This window comes from Neobacillus sp. PS3-34, assembly GCF_030915465.1.
Classification (GTDB): Bacteria; Bacillota; Bacilli; order Bacillales; family Cytobacillaceae; genus Neobacillus_A.
In genome coordinates this window covers 648,489-673,344 of record NZ_CP133267.1, presented here as the reverse complement: position 1 = coordinate 673,344, position 24,856 = coordinate 648,489, and the positions used below count along the sequence as shown (strand labels likewise).

Below are 24,856 nucleotides of genomic sequence, written 5' to 3'. Positions count from 1 at the left end.
GGGATCACCTTAATTTACTATTAATTATATAATGATGAAATATCCATTTAAAATAAAATTTTTGAAATGCTTTAAAGATAGTTTTTTTTATAAAACAAAATAAACTTTATGAGGAAATACGATATTACTTTTGCTACGGTTTTTTTGGGCTCTAACATAGTTTGTGCTGCTCATGTGGCAGAATTGAGCAGCGTAAGTTGTGAACTATTGTAACGGGTTTGTACTGTTAAAAGCTGGAATACTTTGTTTAAAAACCTATTGAATTAAGGATTATTTCAAATTAACCCAAAAATGACCATCTCAAAGGGGGAGTAGCAGATCCGACGCAGTATTATAAGGTTTCAGAGGCTTAAAAAGTTTTTTTAAAACTTCTCGTATTGTTACCCCACCACTATATAATATAGCGATTATTATCGTTTTCGGTTGATTTGTAATAATGTTAAATATTACAAATTTAGTATAGCAGATTTAGAATTAAAAAATACCATATGCCACTAGCCAAATACTCTTCTAGATATACTCATTAGAGATGAAATCCCTTTTAATAAAAAATCATATTGGAAAAATATGATAAAGTTAGTATTCTTAATTAAAAGATATAAAAATGAGAAATTAGGAACAGCCAAACGGGGATGTGAAAAGAGGGGAAATTGAATGTTTTGAGAGATTGGATAATAAAACAATTGAGGATCTTATTTCAAAAGCACGATTCCAAGTTATATATGCATGACCGGCAATTGATAAAAACATTGCAAATCAAATTGTTCAATTTGCCCGGAGAACATCTATTAATCCAAGTGGCGGTCATTAGTTCAATATTCTAGGTTTCAGAAATTAATTTATCTGTTAAAATTGAATTGTGTAAATAGTAAAGAAAGTATGGGGAGTTAAAATTTTTTATTAATAAGAAAGGAACAGAAATGATTATTTTTATTATTATCATAATTATTATATGGTTTTTCTTCAGCGGTTCCAGTTCAAGTTCTAACTCTAGTTCAAATACCAGTACAGGCACAAGAACAAATATAAACACAGTAAGTAGGGAAAGTACAAATGCAAGTATTGGCTCAAGACCAAATGTAATAGACATCAAACCAAATACAGGTACAACTGCAAATACAAGCGTGAGTAAAAATACAAATACAAATACAAATGTAAGTACTAGAACAAGGTCAAGTGTAAATACAGGTACAAGTACAATCGAAAGTATAAGATCCAGTGTAAATAGAGGTACAAGTACAATTACGGGGACATATACAACCCCGAGATCAAATTCTAATACCAGTATAGGAAAATTAATAAGCACATCCCCAAGTAGTACAACGGCAAGTTCAAGAACACCTTCGGTGATTAATACTATGGCAAGTACAAGGTCAACTTCAAGTATACCGGCAAAAACTAGTTCAAACTCCCAGGCAGGTACCAGAACAGAAGTAGATCAGGTTTCAGTTAGGGTATCTAGTACAGGTATAATTAAACCGATAAGTAATCGCTCTAACACGGGTCATCTAAATGACGAAAGGAAGAAAAAACTAGTTAGTAGTTTGCTAACAGGGTTGAAAGAGATTGTAAAATCCAAGGAGCGTATCGAGAAAGACAGGCAAGTATTGAATTTAATTTCTTATTTAAAAGAGGTAAATAAAATTAAAGTATTAAACAGAGAGGAGACTGAAATTCATGCCGTGAAAATAGACTTCAAGGATGTCGGCCCAGTCAATCAAGCTCCTGTAGAAAGAAACGTTAAAGAAGAAAGTGCAGCTAAAAAAGCCAAATCTAGCAAAATTTTTAACGACCCTGTTGGTACTAAACTAAACAAGCATGCTCATCAAAAGTTTTTTACACTTTTAACATCATTTGGGAAAACTAGTGATGCAGATATTTATGGGACGTTAATTGGATTTTCTTATTCAGGGGAAGAAGAGAAACGATATTTTAATGCAATTAATATACTCTTTAATAAAGATAAGAAAGAAATTGGTTCATATTTCCGTAACTTGATGGCGGCCAAAGCATATTCAAATTTATAACTTTATAGTGTTTTGTTAAGAGCTCATTCTAATAAGGATAGGGCTTTTTTAAATTGGTCAATGGATTTTTATCCCTTTTGAGAGGATCTTATCTTTTTTACGACAAAAAACGACAGCGAATTTACTGTTATTGTAGTACTATTTTAATATTACATCGATCCGTATTTTTATGAAGAATGTATTAGTTCTCCTATTTCATTTGATGTAAAAAACTTCTATATGTAAATAAAGTCCAATATTGATATACATTGGGAGAAAACGTAAGGGGTGCGAAAATGATAGAAGTTAAAAACATGTACTTGGATTTTAGGAAAAATGAAGGCAATCTTAAAAGAGCCCTTATTAAAATGAAAGATTCCTATCCTGACTTTTTTAAAGATTATATTGATGGGGAGGATTATATATCCTATTTACTTAAAAAGGTTTTCCCTGAAGGATTTACTAGGTCCTTCTATGTATCAAACACTTCATTGAAAGATCAATATTTAGATCTGACCATTCGTCCTAAAATAGATGGTCCACTTTTGGAAAGTGTTTTTCCAAAAGGTCTTTCTATTGCCATTCGTGGACATTTTTCTCCGCCTGTTAATCCGGTGTTGATCATTGATCGTGTAACGGAAATCAGTGATTCTGAACAACGTGATTTTGAGCAGGAAATAGTAGTCCGCACCTTTTCAGAGCAAAAAAATGTTTACCAGATCCAAAGAGAAAATAATGTATTTACTACAGAATTCATAGTATCCCTTCCTGAAATTTCTAAAGAAACATCAAGTAAACTTAAGCTATGGAATGAGTATTTAGAATGGAATAAACAAATTGTCCGTAATAAACAAGACGGCGTTAAGTATTTAGATGTTGATATTGAGGATGGGAATCTAATCTTTCGCGCAATATTTGAAAACCGTGGACAGGTGGGCAGATACAGAAGGTTTCTAAGACGAGGACACATAATGGCCTACCCTATTGAATATTCAAAGCATGAGTGGGAATTTCGGCTCAATGAAAGTAAATTCATAAGAGGAACTGATATAGGCGATTTCGTGGATATTAAAGAAATCATTGAAGTTAAAAACAGTTCTTATTTTAAGATTCAGGATATGTTAGAGGATTTAAATTGCGGATGGGAATCACCAGTGCTGGCAAAAGTAGTCTTTAAACTTACTGATGAAGACCAAAACGATGTAATTAATGCTAATGGAGAAGATGTTTATTTTCTATATGGTGAAATATTAAATGAATATCCGAAAAACGGCTTCCTATCTGAATCATCTGCCGGAGAGTTTGCCCTCATCAGACGGCAAAAGCAAGTTCTGGACCATCTTCAGCTTGAGTCCGGGTATGCACCTTTTCTCTCTTCATGGTTATTTGATATTTCGAAAGCAAATAAGACGAAATTGTCTCAACCTATTGAAAAATTAAATAGGGATGACTTGAATCAAGATCAACAGTTAGCTGTAGAAAAAATGATCAATTCACCTGATGTATTTCTGCTTCAAGGCCACCAGGGACGGGGAAGACAACCGTTATTGCTGAGGCCATTTATCAATTTACCAAACAGGGCAAAAAGGTAATTCTTGCCTCACAGGCTAATTTAGCCGTTGATAATGTTTTTGAAAGATTAGCTAATAGTCCAGAAATTCGAGCGATTAGACTAGGGAAAGAACGGAAGCTTTCAGAAGAAGGAAAGCAATTCTCTGAGAAGCAAGTCTTAAAGTGGTTCTACTCCTCTATTTCTAGTGGTATTCGAGAAAAGTTTATTAAACGATGGACGGATCGGGATCACAAACTAGAAGAATTACAACATTTAATGGATGATACTAAGTTTGTAAAGGCTGACCTTAGTCGATATGCGGATACGATACTCCAGTTTCAGCAGCTGGTCCAACAGACAAACTTCCAATTAAAGCAGGAAGAGCAATATATCAATAAAATCCGTGAACAAGCCAGAGTAAATATGGAGACTAAGGAAAATATTATTAAGCTTAAGGATTACATAAATCATTCGAATGAAACAAATTTTAATATTCCGGCGTATTTACTGAATTTCATTTTCCAAAATTTCTTAGAGCCTGCTAAGACACTTGAAAAGCACCATATTATTTTAGATGAATTTTGGTTAAAAAATGACGATAGACTGTCAGACAGCGAAAAAACGAAAGCGTTTAAATTATTCTGGAATAAATGGGGCAACTTAAAGAAATTTCTTCCCAAGTTAGAACAGGACATTCTGTCCTTTAGACAAGCTTCTGGTGGGCTAGATGTTAGTACCATGTATGAAATTCAGGAACTGGAACAGAAAATCAAAGAAATTGAAGTTGAGATGGAAGAGGATGCTTCAAAATTTACGATATGGAGAAAGATTCGAAATGAAATAAAGGAGCTTAAAAACAATCGTACAGCCGTTTTAGATGAAGGGTATTCAACCATTTTCAACGGCATGATAAATGGGGAGAAATATAGCGACATTTTAAAAAGTAAATTGGAAGCTGATAAAACTGAACTATCGGAAGAGCTGCTGTATATATACCAAGATATAATCAAGCTGGAACAAATCATAAATGAATCAATGCAGCCATTATTTAGTGAAATGGACAAGTATTATAAATCCATCTCTGAAGCAGCAGTTGATGAGTCAAAATACAAGAAGTTACAAGCGGAATTGTCACGTCATCAATTAGAACTCAAGGGTCTATACGAAAGATACAATGAGAAACAAAAATTGTTGTCTTCCCTATACAACGATATGAGAAAACATTCGGATGATGATTTTTCTGATGAAGAGGCAGTTGATGCAGCTAATGCCATTATTAGTGCATTAAACAACATTTCACAAGCAGACAAGAAATTTGAGGATGATTGGAAACCCCTTTTTGAAGAATGGACTTCGATGCTTGAAAACGAAAAAACCGCAAAAAATGATTATGAATATTATTTAGAAATTTATTTAGATGCATGTAATGTTGTGGGTGTTACTTGTACCGAAAATGCACGTGTTCTTGAGGAAAATAATCATACAATCTTTGATATCGCCATTATTGATGAGGTTAGTAAGGCAACTCCGCCAGAGCTATTAATGCCAATGATTCGTGCTAAGAAGACAATCCTGGTAGGAGACCATCGTCAGTTGCCGCCAATCTTCAAAGAACAAGAATCATCCTATGAAGAACTAATTAAACAGTTAAAAGAGGAACAAGATGAATTACCGCCGGAAGAACAAACATTTGATGACAAATTACTGAATGTAGAGAATTTTGACCGTTTTAAATCCATGGTAACGGCTTCCCTTTTTAAAGATTATTTTGAACAAGCTGATCCAACGATTAAAGAGGCTTTATTAACCCAATACCGTATGCATCCGGACATCATGGATGTTATTAACCAATTTTATGAAAATAGATTGAAGTGCGGTATAACAAACCCTGATGAGGTTCGAAATCATGGTCTGACGATAACATCTCCTGAAGGCTTAGAGTTTATCACTCCAGACCGTCATGCCATTTGGATTGATACATCTAAAAATCCTTTTGGTGAACAAAATTTCGAAGAGCAGATGGGGACATCGAAAATTAATACACTTGAAAGTATATTAATAGCGGAAACGTTAAAGAAAATTGATGAGCAGTATACAAAAGCAGGTGTTAAAGGCAAAAAGGATGTTGGGGTTATCAGCTTTTATGGTAAACAAGTTGGTGAAATTAGAAGGCGTATAAGAAACATTAAATTTGAATCGATTAACGTAGATATAAATACGGTTGATAAATTCCAAGGGAAAGAAAAGTCAATTATTCTTGTTAGTCTTGTCCGTAATAAAAACGTAAGGAAAAAATCCCAAAACTCATTTGTTGCTGCCTTTGAGCGAATAAATGTTGCCTTCTCACGTGCGAAGGAATTGTTAGTTGTTTTAGGGGCAAAAGACATGTTCTATGATTATGATGTTGAACTTCCAAATATGGATAATACGGGGTCAACAACGAAAAGGGTATACCGTGACATTATGGACCGGCTTCAGCTTAAAGGATGCCTTTGGGAGTCGCGGCGGGTTATTACACCTGAACAATATCATCAATTAATGACAAAACAAGCGGATAAGGAGAAGAAACTTCAAACTATATCCAACTAAAGAGGACTGCTGGGAGTTTAACAGGAAGTACGTCTTTGATATGACTCCCAGACAGACTATGTTATTAAGGAGAGTTCTTTATGTTATTAAAAGAAGCAGAAGTAGCAGTACCTATAATTAAAATTGACAGCCAGGTAACTCATGCCACACCTCGAAAAATAACTGCGGTCGAGTGGATGCTCTTAGAATTAATAGGCAGATTTCAATCTGATAAAATGTACAATCAAATTTCATTAAAGACGATATTTGAAAATATTTTATCTGTTCCTGATTCTACCAAACTAGTCAAACCAGTGTTGGAAAAGCTTATTGATTTGCAAATCATTCAATGTGATACAGCTTTATCCTCATTAGAGGACATTACTTTAAAAAACTTAACTATTTCACAGCTTGGTTCAACTGTACAAAAAAGAAGAGTCATTCCAAGCAACCCAAGATCAGATTCTGTTTCCCATTATTTTGATTACATAGCAAATCGGTTTCTTGATGATTCCGAATCTCGTTGGGCTAAAAAGGAAACGAATGTTCAAACAATTAATCTTGATTCTATTGATCTAGATTTTTATCCTCACGGTTTTATCAGCCAGGATATTGAGGAAACCAGTTCCAGATACGATTGGTATAAAGAAAACACTGAAATTTCAGATGTTTCTAGACTGAATAGCGATTTTATGTGGAAAAACATAAAGGTTAAACTTGAAATTTCAAATAACCAAAGTGCATTTATTGAATGTGATAACAAAGAGTATAGGGATAAACTAAAAGATTTTGAATCAGAAATAGTAGAGTCTCTATTTGAAAGTCTAAGTTTTGATCACATTGATTTAGAAGATTTAAATTTTTCAGAGTTAAGAATGATTCAATCAAAGGCCAGTGATCTTTCTTTATTAGATGAGGATTCACTTAAAAAAGATGCACATGATATTGACAAAAAACTTACGAATACGATTCACATCATTAATCAATCATATTTATTTGATTATTTTCCACGAAAGGGCAATTTCGAAAGGCTTTCAGAAAATAGCAAACATATACCCAAAAACACACTTATAATTGCTTTTGATGACTTAGAAAACTTTGAACTTAATTGGAACGAAAAGAAAACGGGGGCATTCGTTCGGATTCCAAATTCATTTATTTTTGAAAACGGCCTTTATGTAAATGGTTTCCGTGATAGTGTGATGGCAGCCAAAACCATTGTTCATGTAAATGGAGTTAAGAATGAAGTACCTATCCGCTATAGATTAAAGAAAGAAGAAATTATTTTAGACGATCTATACAAATCTATTGAAGCTGAAATCATGGAATACCAAGATGATTTAGACGCATTATGGATATCGGCATTTTGGTTAAGTGCAGACCAGCAGTGGAAAAACATCAATGAATATATCCACAGTAACAAAAGTATGTCTCTCAAAGAAAAGCTTAGCAGACTAAAAGATGTTCAAAAATGGATGAAGGAATTCTATCCTGCTAATGCCGTTAACCATATTCAGTGGGATAAGTTCAGAAATGAATTAGGTGTACAAGCCGTTCAAAACGCTTCAAGCATGGAAGAGCTTGAGGATTTAATCAATATTCTAGATTTGCAGAAAAATAAAGAGCTAAGTATGGAGGTAACCGAAAAGCTGCTGCATTTCTATGGGCATATTCATAACTTCTCTGAATTAAAAAATCTAAATGAGGAGTTGTCGAAGCTAAAAATAGAACAGTCCGTTAAAAAGCTGGCTTTATCAAGTGATATTTATTCAGATGAACTGATAGAGGAAGTGCTGTATAATTTTGATGATTTAAAATGGATAAAAGAGCATTTATATGATCGAAATGAGTTTGAAATCACGGTTCGTGAAATAAATAAATATCACAAAAAGATAAAAGAACAATTGAAGGTCGAATCACTTCAGAAAAAGTTCGATAGTAGAAAATACTACGAAACTCTTGAAAAGGTGGAATTTCAACAAATATTAAATGATTGTGTACGCTGGAACGACCTGGTAAATAAACTGACACAATTTATTGTAAATAGTGAAATTATTACAAAATCATCTTTTGGACAGATTCATGAAAATATTTTAAACTATAAGGCATTTCTTGATTTATTTAATCAAGAAATACCGAGCGGGTATGAAAATGTATATGTGCTGGATACGAGTCTATTCTTAACGAAACCCACTATTATGGAATCCCTTTCTTTGAAAAATGATTATGTTATCATATGTTCTTCTCATGAGAAAGATGTGTATAAGTCATTGTCGTTTGCTGCGAAGGAAAATCCAAATCTATCATCGAAAATTGATGAATTAGTCTTATCCTTAAAAGAACGTACGAGAGAAAATCTACACTTTGAGGATTATAGTCATGAAACATTACCTAAATCATATTCATTAACACTTGATAATCAGCTGTTATCAGTTGCTTTAAAGTATAAAGCTAAGAAGCCTGCCATTATTACGTCAAATATCGATTTAAAGGCTAGTGCAGGTGAGTTTGGAATAAAAGCAGTTGAACCAGCAGATCTTGGAAGTAAAAAGAAAAACAAGAATAGTAAAAATAAAAAAGGAAAGAAAAAGTAATTATTGATAAATTGGGGGTTTAATGATGAGTAGGGCTTCCGTCACTCGATACGAAATAGAAGCGGCAAGAAGAAGACAAATGCATTTAACAAGAGTACGAGAAACAACGGTTCGTTTCTATGAAAAATATCAAAATATGTACAATCAAATGGTATTGGATGGATTTCAAGATTTAGTACCTAGTGAGCTTCAGAAAGTAAAAGGATATTTATCAGAAATAGAAAGAAATCTTGATGCTAACCCTGAAGCTGCCAGAGGGTCCAGCTTTGAATTGGGGGAGTTCATCAATTCGGTTCGTCCGTTGGCAAGAGCAGCTGAACAAGAAATGGTTTCAAAGCAACGACTTCGCATGCAGCAAATGAAAGAAGAAATGGCTAAGTTAGAGCAAGAAACTACTAAATACTATTACGATGTTGTAGGTCGGATTTCTGATCCTGTCATTCAGGACTTTGCCTTTGAAGATCTGCAGGTATTAAAGAAGGAAATCGAAACTGAGAAGTCAGCCCAATCGATTCATTCAATCAAGCAAAAAATCGATAAAAGGGTCAGTGAGATTTGTGTAAAAGCTGAACAAAAAGCAAATGAATGGAAAGAACGGAAAAAAACAGAAGCTGCCCAAGAGATTCAGCTTTCTAAATTGGAAACAAACATAGAGCTAATCTCCGCCGATAAAAAAGAAAGTGAAGCAGAGATACAAGCCATTTTGGACAGTCTCCAGAAAACAAAGCAGCAAATTCAGAGCGGCTCGGCTGTGAATTTAGAAGATGTAAGTGAGCTTATTCAGGAAGCTATAGAAAATGCAGAAAATAAGGTAATGGATGAACGAATCCGTAAGGAAACAGTCAAAATGATTGTAAAATCCTTACAAGAACAAGGCTTCGTGATCCAAGGGAAAGTGTCAAGGAGTACTGAAAACAATGAAGATGTCGTTAAAATCCTTGCCCGTAAGCCATCGGGAAAACAGGCGCTTTGTAAGGTAAATCTAACTGGTGACTTTATGTATAAATTCGACCATTATGAGGGTCAGGCTTGCAGAGAAGATGAACAGTTGTTTAAAGATAAGCTTACCGAAATATATGGTATTAAATTAACAGATGAAAGAGTTATTTGGGAAAACCCAGAGCGTATTTCCAAAAACAGTAAACCTATTGATACTCCTGCGAGTGTTGAAAGGAGAAACCGATGATCACCGTAACAAAATCGAGCACATGGTTTGAATCTATTTTAAGAGAAGTAGGAATTCGGAAATCGTTAATCATGTATGGTAATATAAGTGACCTTTGCTTTAATCCATATTCTAATAAGTACGATTTTTTCCCAAATGTTTTAAATGAAAGTTTACTTAAAAAAGGTTTTCAAGATGTTGTTTATTGGGACCGGGTTCATGGGATTGATTATTCCCGGGTTAAGGAATCCTCTATTTCAGATTTGGAACAATTGTACAATGATGGTTCTGAATCCGATGAAGATGACTATCTTACAGATGAAAACATTGACACATCGATTTTGTCTAATAAGCAAAATGATTATCGTGATCCGATAGAATTTTTCTCTCTAGTTTACGAATCAATGCGTCGTGACACCAATCGTAAAGTGGCATTTGTCATTGACTGGTCAAACTACTTATTTGGCAACGCCAACGCTTTAAGTGAAATAGAACGGGAATATTTGACCATTTTAGGGAAGTCAATCCGGCAGTCTCCTTTACGGTTAGATTCGACTATTTCGGAGCAGTCTAATATTGTCATTTTTTTAACTGAAAAACTAGGTGCAATACCACCAAGCTATTATCAACAAAATTCGTCAGTTAAGCAAATACAAATTCCTTTTCCCAGCCGCTCTGAACGCCAGCAATACGTAATGGATCATTTTAGCAAGCTCGAAACCAGGAATCTCCGTCATTATAATGATGTAAACTTTTCAGATTTCATTGATCTATTGGATGGTTTTTCGCTGAGGGATATTTATCAATTGATTAAGTTATCAAGACAATTAAGTCAAGATAATCTAACATTCGAAAAGCTTGTCAATGTATACAAGTATGGAAAGAAGTCGAGCCCTTGGGAAGAATTATCTAAGCAAAAGTTAATAAGAATTCAAGAAACTTTGAAAGAGCGTGTTCGCGGTCAAGATAATGCCATTTCGAAAGTAGAAGATGTTATTATTCGTGCCTATACCGGTTTTTCAGGACTCCAGCATTCGGCTAAACAAAGCAAGCCAAAAGGAATACTCTTTTTTGTTGGACCTACGGGTGTAGGAAAAACGGAATTAGCAAAAGCATTGGCTGAATTTTTGTTCGGTGATGAAAATGCGTGCATACGGTTTGATATGTCAGAGTTTAACCATGAACATAGCGATCAACGTTTAATCGGGGCACCGCCAGGTTATACGGGTTATGAAGAAGGCGGTCAATTAACGAATGCTATCCGTGAAAAGCCGTTTTCTGTTCTGCTTTTTGATGAAATCGAAAAAGCACATCAAAGAATACTGGATAAATTTCTGCAGGTATTAGAGGATGGACGCTTAACCGATGGTAAAGGGGAAACGGTTTATTTCTCAGAATCAATTATTATCTTTACATCCAATATTGGGGCATCGAAGGTTGATGTAAATAACAGTTCTGAAGAGAATAACAAAATTATTCGAAGCGAACTACAGGATCACTTTTTAACCAAATTGAATCGGCCGGAGCTTTTAAACCGTATCGGTGATAATATAGTTGTTTTTGATCATATTAATGATCGAAAGTTCTTAATCGATATTGCCAAAATTAAAATAAAACCGATAAAAACATTTATTGCAGAGAAATATCAAATGGAATTCATATTTGAAGATGAGGATAAGGCACTGGCAGCTATAGTAGCACAGGTGGATATTTCTAACGGTGGACGCGGCGTCTTAAATGTCATTGAGCCCAAATTAGTAGACCCGTTAGCCAGGTTCATCTTCCAGGAAAGTGATTACTTCGCTCCAGGGAAAAAGATTAAAGTGATTCAAGCCGGTAATACAGCATATTACGATTTTGAATTAGAGGATGACTAAAGATGCCGTATTTAAATGTTGCACATTATAATGATTGTACCGAGGCGGAAGGACCAGGGAAGCGTTTTGCATTATGGGTTCAAGGCTGTCTCAAAAGATGCCCAGGTTGTTGCAATCCCCAAATGTTAGAAGTAAAACCTGCAAAAATATATGATTGTGAAGAAGTTTTTGAAATGATTCAAAAAGCAAAAAGGGAAGAAGAAATTGAAGGAGTTACATTTTTGGGGGGAGAACCGTTTCTACAAGCAAACGGCCTTTCCTTCCTTTCGCGAAGGTGTAAAGAAATCGGTATAACCGTTATGGTTTTTTCCGGCTACACCGTGAAAGAGTTAAAGAAAATTCAACTCCCGTTTAGTTCTGAGTTTTTAGCGGAGATAGATATTCTAGTAGACGGTCCTTTTATCGAAGAATTATATGATGAAGACCGAAATTGGGTTGGTTCGACAAATCAAGAATTTCACTATTTAACGGAGCAATATCGCGAGGGAATAGAATATGAGGATTCCACTAATAAACTAGAGCTCAATATTGACCAAGGGAATAACTTAATCCACATTAATGGGTGGCCTTTTACTATTGAATAGGTATATTTAGTAGATTTATAGCAAAAACACTACAACATTAAATGCTTTATCATCGATTATCACTAAAAAATGTGTATAATTTTTAGTGAAGTTTGGTTAATTTTTACAGAAATATTATTTCAGAAAGGAAAATATGATGGAAGACTTAAGAAATTTAGCTGATCCAAATGAAAGCCCATTTTTCCCACTTTTAAGTAAAAGAATTTTACATAGACATTTAGATGAAGGTTGGCCTGGTCTATTAAGAAGAATTGTAGATGCATCAGAGAAAGCAGAAATGCTATATGATGAAAGTGATAAAGATGAATATATTATAAAATTAAGAAAGACACTAGAAAATTCTGAGTTTCTTCCCAATAGCCCATTAATGGTAAATATATCGGAAGATAAAAAGAAAATTTTTGCTTGTTTTGCATTAGATGCAAGAAAGCCGATAAATGAATTCCTCAATGTGGCGAGACAAGTACATGATGGAATGGGGGGAGTTGGATATACCTTAAATCACCTGAAGGCTCCGGGAGAAATTAAGAATTTTATCCAACTATTTGACAAGGATACTGAGGAACACCAAAGTGGGAGACCTCGTCCAGCTTCCAATGCAGTAACCGTATCGATTAATAATCCCGGTTTTATTGGGATTTTACAACAAGCTGGGAAAACGAAAGTAACTAATTTAAATGTTGGGATTCCGGATTCTTTTATGGAAAAAGTGAGGAGAAGCGATTCAGAAGCTTTAGAAAAATTTAATATGGTGGCAGAATCGATTCATCGAACAGGGCAACCAGCTATTCTTTTTACAGATAGGGTCCCAAATGTGGCACTTGAAGAAAATGCACCAATTGCCGCAAATGTGTGCGGGGAATCTCCTCTAGCTGCTGACGAATCCGGGCTATTGGGTTCTCTTAACCTTGTAAAATTTATTAGGTCCAATGAAACAGATCTATCATTTGATTTTGAAAAATTTATAGAGACAGTAAGGATAGGAGTTCGGTTTCTCGATGGAATGCATGATATTCATTACCATTCCTCACCTCAACTTAAAAAAAATACTCTGTCCACTAGAAAAATAGGAGTAGGATTAATGGGCTATGCCCACCTTTTAATATTATTAGGTATTCGTTATGGCTCTGAGGAATCAATTAGACTAGCAGAAGAGATAGGGAAAGCTTTGATGCAAGGGGCACAAGAAGAATCAACAAGACTTGCATATAAAAGAGGTGTTTATCCTGCTGCACTGTCTAACAATATAAATAGGGAGAAGAAAAGAAACGCGCTCTTAGTTGCAATTGCACAAACGTCTACACTTTCACTACTTGTTAATACTAGTAGTGGAATTGAACCAATCAATGGATATTTAACAAAGCAGAATATATTGGATGATACCATCTATATTTTAGATCCGATTCTTGCATATACTGTACAAAAGTTAGGACTTAATCCTGATGATGTAAAAAATTTGCTTCTTGGAGGTATAGAGTTAAGCAATGTGATAGGAGAAAAACTTGCATACCTGTTCCCAAGAGCTTTAGATATAAAGCCAGAAGAACATATCGAAGTACAGGCTGCTTTTCAGAAATCTATTGATGGTGGTATTAGTAAGACGCTTAACTGTTCGTTTAGCACAAATGTTGAGGAAATTAAGCAATGGATTCAATTAGGCCACGAAAAAGGATTAATTGGATTTATGATTTATCGAGATAACTCACTAAAATCTCAACCAATTGAGGTAATAAAATAATGAGTACCAAAAAAACATTATTCGTTTCGTTAGATGGCCAAAAGGAACTGGCAAGTCATCAATAATTCGGGCAGTCTATGAAAATTTGAAAGAATACTACTCTGTTAAAATACTAGTAGAAAAGGAACTAGATCTTTATCGTAATGAGAGTAAGCAACTTCTAACAGACCATAAAGAAAGCTTGAATAAAGATGTAGAAGTTAAGCTATTACATCTTTTAGCAAAAGGTCGTTACGAAATTGGAAAAAAGTACATTCAAAATTCAAATTTTGATATAATTTTAATGGACCGATGGTACCCTTCAGATGGAGTATTCCGTCTGTTTCATTCTTTTGAAGAGTGTCTCAAAATAAATTTAGAACATCATGTTATTCAACCTGATATTGTTATTGCCACTGTATGTGATCCAGAAATCTCTTTTCAAAGAGCGTTAACACGTTCTGATGGGTTACGAAGTCTTGTTATAGACAACTTTCAGGACCATGTTGAATCTACGAATAGATTTCATCAAGTAGCTTTAGATCAAAATTGGTTTGTTTTAAATACAGAAAAATCAATTAATTTTGTAACTGAACTAGTAATAGAAAAGTTAAAGGGTCTACTGTAGTCTTCAAATAGATAGAGACGATTAAAAATAAGATTACTACTTAAAATGCATTACCTACTTGAATATGTCATGTGAAATTACACAACCTGCAGTTTCACCACTTTTTATTATTAAGGTCATTTTATGTATCCTTTATTTGATAATAATTGGAAAAGATAAAGGCTGTCTTGCGACTTAAGGAAATTTTTTGTTCTGTGATTTTCGTTTTTATATATATATTTGCGCTGTATTGTCTGAGAAATACTTTCGGCAAAAATTAATTGATGAGCACGAAACCATTAAAAATTTTACTTATACAAATGAACAACTTCGAAAAATTCACCGTCAAAATTGGTAATGGAAAGAAAAAGCTACAAGATAGAAGGTGTATAAATAAAACTAGGAATTTTTTGATATTTATTTTAATATTGGATGGTGAATTTAATTATGAAAAGATTAGATATTCATGAATGGGATGACATTTTTTATAAAATGATAGACAAAGAAGGTTATTCTAAATGGGATTGGATTAAAGTTGTATGGGTAGATAATTCAAATAAATGGTGTATATGTTATCGTGATGAAATACTTGAAAATGGATTTAAAACAGAAATGCAAGCACTTGATAGATGTGAATATTTGGAAAGTATATTATAACTTTGATCAGGTTGGTACCATAATTGGTGCCCAAATTAAAAATTACAAATCACCATGAATCATCAGAAAGCAAGAAACCATGATTTATGAATACTTTAGGGAACATGAAGGGACTAGAAGTACAGATGCTAGCAAACTTCAAAACCGCTTGTCACCTGCGTGCCAAGTTAGGTGAGTTCGATTCCCAGGCGGTCCCGCCAAAAGTTGCTACTATGAGTAGTAGCTTTTTTTAATTTCTCATGATAAAAGTTCTTACAATCCAAACAGCTAATGTTATTAACGTTTGCATATGTGGGTTTTAGGAATAATAGTTTTTATCTTTAAACCAAGAAACACTCAAAAATGCTGCGAAAACAACATTTTTGAGTGTTTTTTTATTTGTTTCACAGAAGGTTTTCCTTATCTCCAGAAGATGATAGCCATTATGAAAGTCTTTTATCATTAAACATTCACATTTTGATATAAACCATACTGACCTTTTTCTTCATTAATCTATATATAGATGATGAAGAATTTTTTAGAAGAAGAAAGGATAGTGGTTAGTAATGGCAAAGTATCGAATGGTTCGTACGGAATTTTGGAAGAATCCGATTGTGTTGGAAGAGATGACTCCGGAGGATAAATATTTTTATCTTTATTTGCTTACGAATCCGAATACGACTCAGATTGGAATCTATCGAATTACGAAAAAACAAATGGCGTTTGATTTGGGTTATTCGATTGAGAGTGTTCATGCGTTAATGGATCGATTCATCGAGCATCACAAGTTGATTCGATACAATCCTGAAACGAGGGAACTTGCGATTAAATACTGGGGGAAAGATAACCTGGATAAAGGCGGGAAACCGGTCATGGATTGTATTACTTCCGAATTAAAAGAGGTCGAAGATCGTTCGCTCATCCTTTATGTTTCGGAATCGATTCAAAAGCAGGACATTCACAGCCTTTACGAATCCTTTTGTAAACCAGACGGCAAGGAAGATCGTGATCTGGATGAAAATGATACATACATAGCGGAATATAAGGAATTTGACGATTCGTCCCTGCATCGTCCTACGATAGGTGGACAAAAAGAAAATGAAAAAGAAAAAGAAAAACAACCAAAAGCACTTCATCCAGAAATAGAAAATCCCGAACATAAAGAAAAAGAAGAAGTGAAAGAGATTATTGAGTTTTGGGATGATAATGGATTTGGTTTGTCGAACGTGAATGCGAAACAGCAGCTGTTATGTTGGCTGGATGATTCTAGCTTTTTACAGCCGAAAGAGATGATTTTAAAAGCGATGAATATTGCGTGCGCGAACAATAAGCGAAAACTGAACTATGTTGTTGGGATTCTCAAAAACTGGGAAAATGAATCCTTGCTGACAGTAGAGGAAATTGATTCGTATGAAAGGGACCAAAAAAATGTACGAAAGCAAAAGCTATCAAATGAATCGCCTCCTGCTGGAAGAGCCATTCCACGTGAATTTCAACTCGATCTGACGGCAGGTGAAGAGCAATGAGCATGGCTGAAAAAGTGTTCTTAGGAAGCTTGATGAAGGCGGAGTACTTACTCAAGGATACCGTGGTTCAGCCTGAACAGCTTGAAAGTACACGGCATCAACAATTAATGAGAAAAATGGTGGAGTTCAAGCGGGCTGGCAGGGATATTGATTTGATCTCATTGACAACCTTACCTGACCTTGAATCATATGGTGGAATGTCCTATCTTTCGGAGCTGTTATCGTATGCGGATGTTGAGAAATTTACCGGAACGGAGAAGCTCATTCTTGAACTGTGGAAGGAGCGCGAAAAAAGGAACATCTTGAGCGTTGCAGCCATGAATGATTGGGAAATTGCGAAAGTCATTGCTGAATTGGATAAAATTAACCAATTGAAGCTTGAGGATCACACATCGTTACAACAAGCGCTGGCAGATATTTATGAGGCACCATGGGAGGGGCAAAAATGCCTGAAAACGGCGACAACCGGCATCCAAAAGCTTGACGAAGTGACAGGAGGCTTTCAGGGAGGGGAAGTGACGATTGTAGCGGCAAGGCCTCGATGGGAAAAACCGACGTGATGCTTCATTTTGCCAAAATGGCTGGTTGGGCGGGGTTTCTGCCACTTGTATTCTCTTTAGAAATGCCTGAAAAGCTGATCACCTCCCGATTAATTGCTTCGACAGGAGGCTTTAACCGTGCAAAAATGCGGGATCCGAAAAGAATGCTTACTCAACACCAAAAGAATAAATGGTCGGATGTGATTGGTGATCTCGCTGAAACCAATATGCAAATTTTTGATGGGGCGGGACAAACGATTGCCGAAATGAGAGCAAAAACAAGGAAGCTGATGAATCAATTTCCTGACAAGAAACCAATCCTCTTTATTGATTACTTGACACTGATACAGTCCAGTCAATTTTACGGCGGGAATTCCCATTTGCAAGTAACGGAAATATCCAAATCACTGAAAACGATGGCAAAGGATTTTGATTGCCCTGTCATTTGTTTGGCACAGCTCAACCGCTCGGTGGAATCAAGAGCCAATAAACGGCCGATGATGTCTGATATTCGGGAATCAGGCAGTGTGGAACAGGATGCGGATGTCATTTTATTCTTATACCGTGAAGCCTATTATGACAAGGACTCACAGAATCATTCCCTTGAAATGATTGTCTCGAAGAATCGAAATGGACCCGTAGGAACCATCACAGTCAATTACAACGAACACACAGGATTTATTGGGGACCAAAAGGAATAGAATCTACCCGGTGCATATTAGCCGCACGATGAAAATAATTGTAATAACGGGGTGATATATATGCTCGTGAAGGATTTGTACCAGGATTGCTTGCTCTTTGAAGAATCCTCTTTCGCCATTACATTTACCATTTACTAGAGGAAAAGAAAATTTCATTAAATTATGACAGTTCCAAAATGGACTTAAACGAAGCAGATCATCAGAAGGTAACAGAAATGATAGGAAACAATGTATTGGGTTTTCATAAGGTTGGCATTTACTCCCTGAAGATGGATCAGAAGGCATTTGTCTTTATATATGCCGGCAGTCAGGCAGAGGCCAGCCAATTCTATGCTAAATACTTTCATAAAACCCCACTTAACTGTCATGAATATCCGCTGGAATTTGAACTTGCCAGAGGAAATGAAGTCATTTCCTTTCGGGACATGAAGAAGGAATTCGAGAGTTTTCCGGCGATAGCGGGATATTTTATGAGGGGATGAAAGGCAGCCATCTATTTTTTAGCATTGTCATGAATTGTTCATCCTTTTGGGATAATAGTCTTTTGTATAATTTAGAGTGTAGGAAGAAAGAGGAAAAATAGGAGGCGGTTGTGAATTATGAATATTATCATTCTATTTACCAAACAAGATCTTATTACGGCCATTCGAAATGGGGATGACTCAAGGGAAAATAGTGTTGTTGTTACTTTAGATGGTAAAATAAAAGTGATACCTATCGAGAAAGCACAAGAGAATTGTGACAATTATGCCGTTCGCCATGAAACTTTTGGTGCTGGAAATGATTATGTTGGATTTGAAGCAAGTAGGGATATGTCACACATAGACTGCACATTTGATAATTTAGATAAGGCTTGGAAAACCCATGTTGAGACTGGCGAAACTTCTGTTTATGCAGACGGTTGGTACGAAGGATAGTCTTTTCTAAAGTCTCAAAGAGGTTCTTTTACATATTTTTAATTTCCGTTTATATGAGATGAGCATAAATGTCAGTAAATATAAATAATAGCCCTGGTAAATTTGTAAGTGATGCTATCTTTAGAAAATGCCGAAATTGTTTACTCAAGAACCGAATATTAATATCAAACGAAACTCATAACTATCTTGAACAGCTGCTATTGTTGCAGCTGTTTTCTTTTTCCATCAGTAAGCAAATATGCTGAAGGCGAGAACTACTGGTGTTTTCTAGTCTCTGTTGATTTTCTTTTAGATTAGCATAATGAAGTTCACAGAGATATGGCTTTTGGGTAAATTGTACCGTTTGTAGTATAAATGATTGAATCTTTCGAATCATTAAATAACATTGTTTTTATGGGATACTATAGTTAGTTTTTCCTTTATATGTAAACTACTTTTCTTTAGGAGGTAAGAGATTGGAAAACCGAACAATTGCAAGATTCTTGAGGCTGATACTATTAACTGTACTAGTTGTCACAAATGCTTTGGCAGGTAATATTGGCAATGCATTTGCCGCTGCGGATACAGTTTCGTCTACTGTATTGCCGGACGGTACAGGCAAAAAGGTGTTGTTTGATAATACACACGGCCAGACAGCGGGAGCTGCGGACTGGGTGATCGACGGGGCATTCTCTGATTTTGCCAACGGGTTAAAGTCGGCTGGTTTTAGTGTTGAGGAGCTATCAAGGCAAATTCCTTATAAATTTGGCGAACAAGCTGTCACGTATGACAAATTGAAGAATTATGATGTCTTTATTATCGGGGAAGCGAATATCCCTTATAAAAAATCGGAACAAGATGCAATGGAACAATATGTGCGGGAAGGCGGCAGTATCTTTTTTATCGCCGACCATTACAATGCTGACCGCAATAAGAATAGATGGGATGCTTCCGAGGTTATGAACGGTTACCGAAGAGGCGCATTTACGAATCCATCAAAAGGAATGAACACGGAAGAGGCGAATTCACAGGCGATGCAGGGAGTTCAAAGCTCCGATTGGCTCGCTTCTAAATTCGGTATCCGTTTCCGTTATAATGCCGTTGGCGATTTGAATGCAACAGACGTAGCAGCGCCATCACAATCCTTTGGTATTACGGAGGGAGTAGGAGCGGTCGCTGTGCATGCAGGCTCCACTCTTGCGATTCTTGATCCAACCAAAGCGAAGGGTATCGTGTATCTGCCTTCAACAACTGCGAAATGGGCGAACGCAGTAGACAAGGGAGTTTACAACGGAGGCGGCAGCGCGGAAGTGGCCGTTTGCGGCGATTGCAAAATTAGGACAGGGGAAAGCGGCATTCATCGGTGATTCTTCTCCTGTTGAAGATGCGTCACCTAAATATCTTCGCGAAGAGAATGGATCGAAAAAAACGACGTATGATGGCTTCAAGGAACAAAATGATGGAAAATTCCTTGTTCAGACAGTAGAATGGCTGGCCAATAAGGAAACGTATACTGGCTTTGACCAGGTTCCCGGATTACAACTCGACCAGCCGACAAAGCTGACCCTTGATTCGTCACAGAAAGAAAACGAAGACCCGGCGACATCTGTTGAGCCGCAGGCGGAACCGTGGGCCGCTCCGGCAGCCGGGTATAAATGGTATGATCCATCTACTTTTAAAGCTGGTTCATACGGAGCATCAGGCGGGACACAGAATCCTCCACCAACAGGACAGTCCCTATACAAATTGGTTCATCAAAATGTCCTGCCTAATAATAGCCAGCCCTTCCAGGTTCGAGTGGAAGTGGACGGCCTTGCGGCAGGAAGTACATTAAACAATTTGAATCTTGGAATCTACCTAATATCTGGCGGTACACAGGTTGCGAAGGTGCAGAATGCAGACGGCACATGGCCAACTGCCTACGGCTATAGCTCGAATTTTTCCGTAACGGCTGACGCAAAAGGACATGCTACCAAAACACTGACAGTCCAGGTAAAGTCGGGCAGTACAGGTGCTGCGAACTTAAGGTTGAGGCAAGGCAGTACGAACACTTTAACGGAAGCCGTTACCTTGGGTAATGTAGCTGCTGAACCGCTTCCGGATGAAAATACGGCTCCCGCACCCATCCCGGTTGAGGATGTAAGAAAGCAGCCGGACGGGACACTCGTTACGGTTGAAGGAACGATCACATCAGAACCGGGTGTTTTCGGAGGACAGGGATTTTATCTGCAAGAAGGAACATCCGGAATCTATGTCTACCAGAATGATACCGGATTTAAGCCGGGTGACTATGTGCGCATCACCGCTGTAAAAAAGACCTTTAACACGGAACTGGAACTGGCTGACCCGGTAAAAATAGAAAAAATAAGTACAGAAGAGATACCAGATGCTGCCGTGCAGACTTCGGTTAATGAAAGCAATCAGGGAACTCTTATCACGCTCGAAAATGTCAGAATGAAGAACGTTCCTCCGGCAGGTACGACTGGAACCTTTGAATTTGATGCGGTAAATGAAAACGGGACAACACGTGTCAGGGTAGACAGCAGGACTGGCATTTCATTCGATGAATGGAGCAAGTCTTTTGCTGAAGATAGTATCGTGAATATCACGGGAATCGCCTCTGTTTTTAAAGGCGTATACCAGCTCAAGCCGTTAAATATGACATACTTTGTCATTTCGGATTCCATAGCCCCCGTAACGTCCGTCATTGCGGATGGAGTTACTGGAGAAAGGTATAACAATAGGGATGTTGTTCTTACTTTTACAGCCAACGACGGTGGAGGCGTTGGAGTAGCAAAAACGGAGTATCGAGTGAACAACGGAGCGTGGACAACTGTTGAAGGAGCAGTAACAATTTCCCAAGAAGGGAAAAATGTGATTGATTTCCGAAGTGTTGATCAAGCAGGCAATATGGAAGAGACACAAACCATTGCTGTCTGGATTGATAAAACAGCACCGCATACCACAGTGGCTGCAAATGGTGCTGAAGCCGGAAAGTATTGCAACAAAAATGTAGTCCTTACCTTTAATGCTGAAGATGGTTCTGGCTCAGGGGTTGTAAAAACAGAATACCGGCTGAACAACGGGGATTGGGTGCCTGTAAACGGGGAAGTGACTGTTTCCTCAGAAGGGAAAAATACTGTTGCCTACCGGAGCATAGATGAAGCGGGTAATGTGGAAGAAGTGAAAACGATCGACATATGGATCGACAAAACGGCTCCGCAAATCAGTGTTATCGGAAAACTATCATTCTTCCAAACTGAATCTCAAATGGAAATCCCATTTTCCATAGAGGACAACCTGAGTGGTGTTGCGAAAGTTGAGTATGCACTGGATGGAGATGTAATTTCTGGGTTAAACCAAATCAAGCCGCTGTCATTAGCTCCAGGTGAACATACACTAACAGTCCTGGCAGAAGATGCAGCAGGTAACATGGCATCAAAAGAATACAAAATCTTTATCGTCATTGATATCGATCACCTAGATGAATTAATTGGCATAGGTGAAGCTAACCAAGCTTTTACAAAGCAAGGCATTGTAAAGAGTCTTGAAGCTCAAATACAAGCCATACAAAAGGACAAAACACCTGACAAGCTAAATGCTTTAAAGAATCATATCAAAGCACAAAAAGGCAAATCTATTACAGAAGAATTTGCTGATCTATTGGAAAAGGATATTGAATATATTCTAGAAAATCAGCTAGATTAATAGAATAAAATTACAGAAGGTCATGGGAATTAACAACTGCCATGACCTTTTTTTATATTTTTTAATTAAGCGGTTTTAATCAAAATGCATTGCCATCATTGGCAGGGTTGAGGTCGGGGGTTCGAATCCCTCTCATATCATCAAGTATAGGAGGTCTAAAACCCTTATGTATCTAGGGTTTTAGACTTTTTTGTTTTGTGCATTTAGTTATTACTATAGCTGCAAATTTGTTACACTGCACTAACACTGCACTAACCGTTTCTTATTCCTTAAGCATCATCTGTTCAAAGCGATTTGCATTTTGGAGTTGCATTTAAGTACTTACGAGAGAGTAAGTATCTAAAATTAACCTGTACCCGAGAATGTCCCAGCCGCCGCCCCTGAGGAGTGTTTCTCTGCTTCAGGCAAATAATTTATTCAACTATATAAAGCGCAAAGGTAAAATAAGCGCAAAGGTAAAATTGGTTTTCTTCAAGCTAATTTTAGGGTTAATTATGAAAATTTCTTGAACGGACTTATGTATGTGATAAAGGTTATCTTAAAAATTTTTTGATAAAATTCATGTCGATGCCTACCGCTGAGTTGGGCATAAATACGAGTTGACTCACTTTTTTCGTGACCCAACAAGGTTTGAATGACCTCAATAGGGGCAACGTTATCAACTTTGAGAAATTGAGAAGGTAATTACTAAGGATTTACGGTGAAAAAAATCTGAGAAAAAGGCGCTGGACAATCTCAAAAAAATAAGACCTGAGTTATAAAAAATAAATCGGAAGAAATAGGTAAAGTAAAAAGACTTAAAGCTCAGTTCTATTTGTTCTGCAAAGAGGTAATGGAACTCCTTTGGAAAACAGGCGGGAAGAGAACTGCGATATACCGTAATACGGATATTTTATGATCTGATTTCATCATATCTTGTTCCCAAGCCCCCTACACATAGGGGGCTCTCTTTGAAGTTTAATTTATTAGTAATCAAACTTTTAACTCTTTAATTAGGTTCATGCCCGTAGATTCACGGACTATTACCTTTGTAGGGAGGAGAATTTCTTGAATAGGTTCATTTGGATTACTGATTCTCCAACAAAGTTGTTCAACTGCTTTTTTTCCAAAGTAATTTAAATCAATATCTACTGCGGAGATTTTTGGGACTGCCACTTGTGACAAATGACCATTATCAAAGCTGATTACTGAGACATCGTCAGGTACGAGGAGTGACCTTAGTTGCATTGCGTAAGTTGTTAAGAAACCTAATGAATCGTTTGCGCAAAAGAAAGCTGTAGGCAAATTGTCCAGTCCATTAATGAACGACTGTAAATTTTCAATTTTTTCTGAAGCATCGGTATACAAGAATTCTTTCTTTACTTTTATGCTGAACCTTTTTAACGCCAGTTCATAACCCTCTAAACGCTCTCGATAACTAGGGGAAAATTCGACGTTTCCAATAAATCCAATCTCCTTGTGCCCGAGGTTGATTAAATGTTCAACAGCTTCGTAAGCTCCCAGTCTGTTATTCGTTAATACAGAGTCCGACTCTAATAGAGGTTCATGATGGTCGATAAGTACTGTTGGGATGCCTAAATCAATTACTTTTTGAGTATAATCAGTATTTATGTGAGACAAGATTAACAATCCGTCAATGTCATGGTTTTTTAAAACGGCTGGCATTTCAAAGTTTTCTATCGCTTCGCGATTGATAGATTCGGTAAAAAAGTTAATATCACGAGCTTTTAACTCTTTTTCAATACTTAAATATATTTCTCCGAAAAAGCTTTTTAGAGAAAAGACGTAATCAGATGCTATTAATGCAATATTTTTTATATTGGAAGCAGACTGATTTTTAATTCCGATATTCCTTGGATATTTGTATCCTAGTTCCTCTGCTTTTTGTTTAATAATCCTTTCGGTCTTATTGCTGACTCCCTGTTTCCCTGTAAGGGCTCGAGAGACAGAATTCTTAGAGATGCCTAATGCATCTGCAACATCCTGCATTGTTACCTTACCATTTTTCATTTGTATTTTTACCATCCCTTGTAACGATGTTTTTAGGTATTATGAATAATTGTAACGTTACAAAAATGATTTTACAATAAAAATTTCGAACGAATACATAAAATATAAATGATTCAATTGTTTTGACAGGGATAAACACCATGTTTGAAAAAGATATTGACATTGATGAA

At 36.4% G+C, this 24,856-nt stretch carries 17 protein-coding genes and 1 pseudogene; 17 read left to right on the top strand and 1 reads right to left on the bottom strand.

Translation table 11 applies throughout. The features are described from left to right. Window positions 1-920: 920 nt before the first annotated feature. The 17 genes and pseudogenes from RCG23_RS03400 (at window position 921) to RCG23_RS03320 (ending at window position 22,676) form a co-directional block, all read left to right on the top strand. Complete coding sequence (locus RCG23_RS03400) at window positions 921-2,027, top strand: hypothetical protein (RefSeq protein ID WP_308178596.1); 1,107 nt, start codon at window positions 921-923, stop codon at window positions 2,025-2,027. Between the two features lie 275 nt (window positions 2,028-2,302). After that, window positions 2,303-3,598 (top strand): hypothetical protein, encoded by a 1,296-nt coding sequence (locus RCG23_RS03395; protein ID WP_308178595.1) that lies wholly within the window; start codon window positions 2,303-2,305, stop codon window positions 3,596-3,598. Beyond that, window positions 3,511-6,147, top strand: coding sequence for a DEAD/DEAH box helicase (locus tag RCG23_RS03390; protein ID WP_308179957.1), 2,637 nt, complete (start codon window positions 3,511-3,513; stop codon window positions 6,145-6,147). Before RCG23_RS03395 ends, RCG23_RS03390 begins: the two co-directional genes overlap by 88 nt. Window positions 6,148-6,227: 80 nt before the next feature. After that, window positions 6,228-8,720 (top strand): PIN domain-containing protein, encoded by a 2,493-nt coding sequence (locus tag RCG23_RS03385; RefSeq protein ID WP_308178594.1) that lies wholly within the window; start codon window positions 6,228-6,230, stop codon window positions 8,718-8,720. Between the two features lie 22 nt (window positions 8,721-8,742). Next, window positions 8,743-9,906 (top strand): hypothetical protein, encoded by a 1,164-nt coding sequence (locus RCG23_RS03380; RefSeq protein ID WP_308178593.1) that lies wholly within the window; start codon window positions 8,743-8,745, stop codon window positions 9,904-9,906. Continuing rightward, window positions 9,903-11,762 carry an AAA family ATPase gene (locus RCG23_RS03375; RefSeq protein ID WP_308178592.1) on the top strand — a complete coding sequence of 620 codons (1,860 nt, stop codon included), beginning with the start codon at window positions 9,903-9,905 and terminating at the stop codon, window positions 11,760-11,762. Before RCG23_RS03380 ends, RCG23_RS03375 begins: the two co-directional genes overlap by 4 nt. A gap of 2 nt (window positions 11,763-11,764) precedes the next feature. Next, complete coding sequence (locus tag RCG23_RS03370) at window positions 11,765-12,346, top strand: 4Fe-4S single cluster domain-containing protein (protein WP_308178591.1); 582 nt, start codon at window positions 11,765-11,767, stop codon at window positions 12,344-12,346. A gap of 133 nt (window positions 12,347-12,479) precedes the next feature. Further along, window positions 12,480-14,084: a hypothetical protein gene (locus RCG23_RS03365; RefSeq protein ID WP_308178590.1), complete on the top strand. Its 1,605-nt coding sequence runs from the start codon at window positions 12,480-12,482 to the stop codon at window positions 14,082-14,084. A gap of 16 nt (window positions 14,085-14,100) precedes the next feature. Further along, window positions 14,101-14,691, top strand: a complete 591-nt coding sequence (locus tag RCG23_RS03360; RefSeq protein WP_308179956.1) for a hypothetical protein — start codon at window positions 14,101-14,103, stop codon at window positions 14,689-14,691. Window positions 14,692-15,117: 426 nt separating this feature from the next. After that, window positions 15,118-15,327: a hypothetical protein gene (locus RCG23_RS03355; RefSeq protein WP_308178589.1), complete on the top strand. Its 210-nt coding sequence runs from the start codon at window positions 15,118-15,120 to the stop codon at window positions 15,325-15,327. Window positions 15,328-15,872: 545 nt separating this feature from the next. After that, entirely contained in the window at window positions 15,873-16,832 is a 960-nt protein-coding gene (locus RCG23_RS03350) for a DnaD domain-containing protein (RefSeq protein ID WP_308178588.1), read from the top strand. Continuing rightward, window positions 16,829-17,392 (top strand): DnaB-like helicase N-terminal domain-containing protein, encoded by a 564-nt coding sequence (locus tag RCG23_RS03345; protein WP_308178587.1) that lies wholly within the window; start codon window positions 16,829-16,831, stop codon window positions 17,390-17,392. The genes RCG23_RS03350 and RCG23_RS03345 overlap by 4 nt, the downstream gene beginning before the upstream one ends. Next, window positions 17,374-18,072 (top strand): DnaB-like helicase C-terminal domain-containing protein, encoded by a 699-nt coding sequence (locus RCG23_RS03340; RefSeq protein ID WP_308178586.1) that lies wholly within the window; start codon window positions 17,374-17,376, stop codon window positions 18,070-18,072. The genes RCG23_RS03345 and RCG23_RS03340 overlap by 19 nt, the downstream gene beginning before the upstream one ends. Before the next feature lie 176 nt (window positions 18,073-18,248). Next, on the top strand, window positions 18,249-18,554 hold the full coding sequence (locus RCG23_RS03335) for a hypothetical protein (protein ID WP_308178585.1): 306 nt from the start codon (window positions 18,249-18,251) through the stop codon (window positions 18,552-18,554). A 117-nt stretch (window positions 18,555-18,671) separates the two neighbouring features. Further along, complete coding sequence (locus RCG23_RS03330) at window positions 18,672-18,989, top strand: hypothetical protein (protein ID WP_308178584.1); 318 nt, start codon at window positions 18,672-18,674, stop codon at window positions 18,987-18,989. A 524-nt stretch (window positions 18,990-19,513) separates the two neighbouring features. Beyond that, window positions 19,514-20,669, top strand: a pseudogene (locus tag RCG23_RS03325) (hypothetical protein); the annotation flags it as partial. 45 nt (window positions 20,670-20,714) lie between these two features. Continuing rightward, the gene (locus RCG23_RS03320) at window positions 20,715-22,676 is read left to right on the top strand and encodes an OmpL47-type beta-barrel domain-containing protein (RefSeq protein WP_308180187.1); all 1,962 of its coding nucleotides are present in this window, start codon (window positions 20,715-20,717) and stop codon (window positions 22,674-22,676) included. Window positions 22,677-23,648: 972 nt separating this feature from the next. On the opposite strand, the gene RCG23_RS03315 is transcribed toward RCG23_RS03320, so the two are convergent. Next, window positions 23,649-24,686 carry a LacI family DNA-binding transcriptional regulator gene (locus RCG23_RS03315; RefSeq protein ID WP_308178583.1) on the bottom strand — a complete coding sequence of 346 codons (1,038 nt, stop codon included), beginning with the start codon at window positions 24,684-24,686 and terminating at the stop codon, window positions 23,649-23,651. Between the last annotated feature and the right edge of the window lie 170 nt (window positions 24,687-24,856).

Coding starts and splice junctions, on each gene's coding strand:
- RCG23_RS03400 (WP_308178596.1), top strand. CDS start 921: ATGATTATTTTTATTATTATCATAATTATTATATGGTTTTTCTTCAGC.
- RCG23_RS03395 (WP_308178595.1), top strand. CDS start 2,303: ATGATAGAAGTTAAAAACATGTACTTGGATTTTAGGAAAAATGAAGGC.
- RCG23_RS03385 (WP_308178594.1), top strand. CDS start 6,228: ATGTTATTAAAAGAAGCAGAAGTAGCAGTACCTATAATTAAAATTGAC.
- RCG23_RS03380 (WP_308178593.1), top strand. CDS start 8,743: ATGATGAGTAGGGCTTCCGTCACTCGATACGAAATAGAAGCGGCAAGA.
- RCG23_RS03375 (WP_308178592.1), top strand. CDS start 9,903: ATGATCACCGTAACAAAATCGAGCACATGGTTTGAATCTATTTTAAGA.
- RCG23_RS03370 (WP_308178591.1), top strand. CDS start 11,765: ATGCCGTATTTAAATGTTGCACATTATAATGATTGTACCGAGGCGGAA.
- RCG23_RS03365 (WP_308178590.1), top strand. CDS start 12,480: ATGATGGAAGACTTAAGAAATTTAGCTGATCCAAATGAAAGCCCATTT.
- RCG23_RS03355 (WP_308178589.1), top strand. CDS start 15,118: ATGAAAAGATTAGATATTCATGAATGGGATGACATTTTTTATAAAATG.
- RCG23_RS03350 (WP_308178588.1), top strand. CDS start 15,873: ATGGCAAAGTATCGAATGGTTCGTACGGAATTTTGGAAGAATCCGATT.
- RCG23_RS03345 (WP_308178587.1), top strand. CDS start 16,829: ATGAGCATGGCTGAAAAAGTGTTCTTAGGAAGCTTGATGAAGGCGGAG.
- RCG23_RS03340 (WP_308178586.1), top strand. CDS start 17,374: ATGGGAAAAACCGACGTGATGCTTCATTTTGCCAAAATGGCTGGTTGG.
- RCG23_RS03335 (WP_308178585.1), top strand. CDS start 18,249: ATGGACTTAAACGAAGCAGATCATCAGAAGGTAACAGAAATGATAGGA.
- RCG23_RS03330 (WP_308178584.1), top strand. CDS start 18,672: ATGAATATTATCATTCTATTTACCAAACAAGATCTTATTACGGCCATT.
- RCG23_RS03315 (WP_308178583.1), bottom strand. CDS start 24,686: ATGAAAAATGGTAAGGTAACAATGCAGGATGTTGCAGATGCATTAGGC.